Source organism: Microbacterium sp. Leaf203 (genome assembly GCF_001421275.1).
Taxonomy (GTDB): Bacteria; Actinomycetota; Actinomycetes; order Actinomycetales; family Microbacteriaceae; genus Microbacterium; species Microbacterium testaceum_A.
In genome coordinates this window covers 1,188,002-1,190,940 of sequence record NZ_LMKF01000022.1, presented here as the reverse complement: position 1 = coordinate 1,190,940, position 2,939 = coordinate 1,188,002, and the positions used below count along the sequence as shown (strand labels likewise).

General features: G+C 66.6%; 4 protein-coding genes. 2 read left to right on the top strand and 2 right to left on the bottom strand.

Translation table 11 applies throughout. From position 1 onward, the window contains the following. Positions 1–51: 51 nt before the first annotated feature. Positions 52–174, bottom strand: a complete 123-nt coding sequence (locus tag ASE56_RS17815; protein ID WP_268768213.1) for a hypothetical protein — start codon at positions 172–174, stop codon at positions 52–54. Between the two features lie 224 nt (positions 175–398). Beyond that, a complete protein-coding gene (locus ASE56_RS06800; RefSeq protein WP_056226613.1) occupies positions 399–983 on the bottom strand; it encodes a hypothetical protein in 585 nt (194 codons plus the stop codon). 127 nt (positions 984–1,110) lie between these two features. Here ASE56_RS06800 and ASE56_RS06795 point away from each other — a divergent pair, with 127 nt between their 5' ends. Then, a complete protein-coding gene (locus tag ASE56_RS06795; RefSeq protein ID WP_056226611.1) occupies positions 1,111–2,424 on the top strand; it encodes a hypothetical protein in 1,314 nt (437 codons plus the stop codon). Between the two features lie 77 nt (positions 2,425–2,501). Then, positions 2,502–2,909 (top strand): hypothetical protein, encoded by a 408-nt coding sequence (locus ASE56_RS17215; protein ID WP_162234496.1) that lies wholly within the window; start codon positions 2,502–2,504, stop codon positions 2,907–2,909. Positions 2,910–2,939: the final 30 nt, after the last annotated feature.

The window sequence follows — 2,939 nt, the reverse complement described above, 5'->3', positions numbered from 1 at the left end:
GGGTCGACGTACCTCCGCCCGGCCGCGACTTCACGGATCACGGCCGCCACGTCATCCGCGGGCGAGGAGCTCCAGGCTCCGCCAACCGTCATCGAGTGCGGTCACCGCAGCCCCGCCGATGACCACGCCGGCGCGCTCGATCTGCGACGCCTCGACACCCAGAGCGCGCACCACCCCGTCCTTCTCTTCAACCTCGGGGACCGGCTGCTCCCCCGGCTTCAGCCGGGCGTCGCGCAGACTGCGGCGGAGGCCGCTTCCATCCGCATCACCACGTGGGGCGATCAGCTGCCTCCAGCTCCGCCCCACGCACATCGCTTAGCCCGCGTCGAGCATGAACTCGATCCGGATGCCGTCGATGCTGACGCTGGTCGAAGGGAGCCATGGGCATCACCCTCACGTCATTTCTCGTCATAGCGACAGGTGACCGTGCCCGAGCCCGAGCTCTCTTCGACGGCGACCTTCCCGTTCCAGACGATCTGGCAGCTGACGTTCTGATCCGCGGCGTCGGCGGGCACGGTGATCGTGATCTCCGCCCATGAACCCGAGGTGTTGAATTGAGCACGCCCCTCCGGGCCCCACTGAAGCGTTCGCTGCTCGGTGGCGTTCGCGAAGGTGACCGTGTTGTCTTGCGGACCCGTGCCCCTCAACTCGACGCTCGCAACGCCGAGACCGGCGATGGTCACAGCGAACACGCCGATCAGGACCACGTCCACGATCAGAGCGACCAGCGTCGAGACCAGAGCCGCGCGTCCTCGCGCCTTCTGTCCCGGCTGTCGACGTGCACGGACCGCGAGCACGATGCCCGCTGCGGCGAGCACCAGCGCGATCACAGGCAGCACGACCAGTCCCGGGCGGGCGAGGTAGGGCACGACCAGCAGTCCGGCGACGATGGCGCTCGCGATGCCGACGATGAGAGCTGCAACACTCTGGCGTCGGCCCGTCGGCTGAGCACCGGGGACCCGTGTCGCGGACTCGTTCGACATGGTGACCTCCGTGAATGTGAGGAGCGGGTTACGTCATGACGATGCCTCGAAATCCGCGAGGCATGTGCCTACTCTAGTGAGGGGCGCATCTTCGCGTCCTTCGATCAACTAAGCCAGCGGGGGCGTAATGGCTGACTACGGCGACTTAACGACCATCATCGGGCAGATGAATCGTGCCGCCATCGACTGTTGGATGGCGGATCAGGATTTCTTCCCCACGTGGGGGTACGAAGAGACCTACACGAAATGGCATTTCGCCCCGTACCAGTACTTCCGCCCTGCCGCGGACGGTTCGGGCGGCGGCGACGGAGTGGGCTACGACGTCTCGTGCGCTGACGCGTTCGACGGCATTCGCTCCTCCATCGACAGCATCGTCTCGAAGTGGCATGGCCTGCCCGACGGTGCGGGGGCGAGGGCGTACGCCGACGCGGGACGTATCACCGCCTCGCTCCTCGGCAGCAACGGTGCGGGGTCCTCCGTGCAGAACAGCGGGAGCATCTCGACGTCGTCGGGCACGATTCAGGACGTCGTCGTCGGGAATATGGAGGGAGCTTTCCGACGGCCGTTCCTGAGCAAGTACTTCACGGCATTTTCAAGCGTTCAGAACGGCTTGGGGCAGGCGGCGGTCATCCTCGCGGCCAATTACGCCGCCCAGCAGGCGATGTGGGGCGCGGTGAAGGCCGATGTCGCGACGATCTGCGACAACGCTCGCCTCGCGTGGGAGAAGCAGGCGGCAGAGGAATCGGCCGCAAACACGACATTTCAGCTGCAAGTGGTGGGCGCCGTCGTCACGGCCGTCGCTGCCGTTGTGACCGCACCGGCCGGACTGACCGGCGCGGTGGCGGGTTTGAGCGCGACATCGGCAGGCATCAGCATGGCCCTGTCCGAGGTCGCCAGAGACGGCATCGACATCGGCGGCGAGTCTTACGAGGACATTCTCGCCTCGCTCAGCGACGCGCTGGACAAACTGAACGCCACGATCACCACGCAGGAAGAGATCCTCAACGATGCGATGCAAGAGGCCATCGCGGCGATGACCTCAGACGCCCAGAGCTACAACCTCGACGCATTCCAGCTTGGGGAGTACCCGCTCGGCGACGGATCGATGCGGATGGATGTGACGGACGCCGGCATCGTGTCGGACAACATGCGCTTGGTGCACGAGGAACTCGCCGAAGCGGCGTCGGCCATCGGGACGGGACCGGCGTCGAGCCCGACGCCACGCAGCGCTGGGATCGGCGTCGCCCCCACCGGAACCCACGCGACAGCCAGTCAATTGCACGGCCTCACGTCGAAGTACCTGCAGGACACCCGGGACGAGTACGAGAGAGGGCACCGGCTCTTCGACGCCACCGTCGCCGACTTCTTCGCCACCGACGCGGCGGCATGCCAGACGGTGCAGCAATTGCTCGCCGACGAAGCACTGACAGGACAGTCTTGATGAGCGATCTGACGAGCAGGGTCTTGGGGCCGATCGACCTTGACGGCGGCCCTGGTGGCGGGGCGATGGAGTGCGATGTGCCCTTCGGATCTCGCCTCGTTCCGACCCGTCTCGAGATTGATTACCCGGGTCGCCTCAACGAGAGGATGATCGAGGACCTCGACATCGTGTTGGAGCACCTCGACATTCCCGACCGCCTGGCGCGCGAGGCCATCGCCCGTGATGTGCTGCGCGACGGCACCGCGCCGCACCGCCTATTCACCTCTTGGGCAGGCCGAACCGCCGTCGGCACCGAGGTCGTGGCCTCCTTCGTCGCCGCCCTGCGACCGACGCACATGCTCATCACCCCTGACGGTGGCCGCGTGAATCGCGATCGCGTCGTCCTCCGCTACGGACTCGACGGGGCGAGGGACGAGGTGACGGTGCGCCTTCCCTCTTCCCCCACCGGTCCTGAGGTCGATCGAACGCTCCGCCGCGCCGGCTGACCTCAGATCCACCCCCGCTCGCGCGCGTGG

What these genes read in the sequence shown, in the direction of transcription:
- ASE56_RS06800 (WP_056226613.1), bottom strand. Translation starts at nt 983, where the DNA reads ATGTCGAACGAGTCCGCGACACGGGTCCCCGGTGCTCAGCCGACGGGC.
- ASE56_RS06795 (WP_056226611.1), top strand. Translation starts at nt 1,111, where the DNA reads ATGGCTGACTACGGCGACTTAACGACCATCATCGGGCAGATGAATCGT.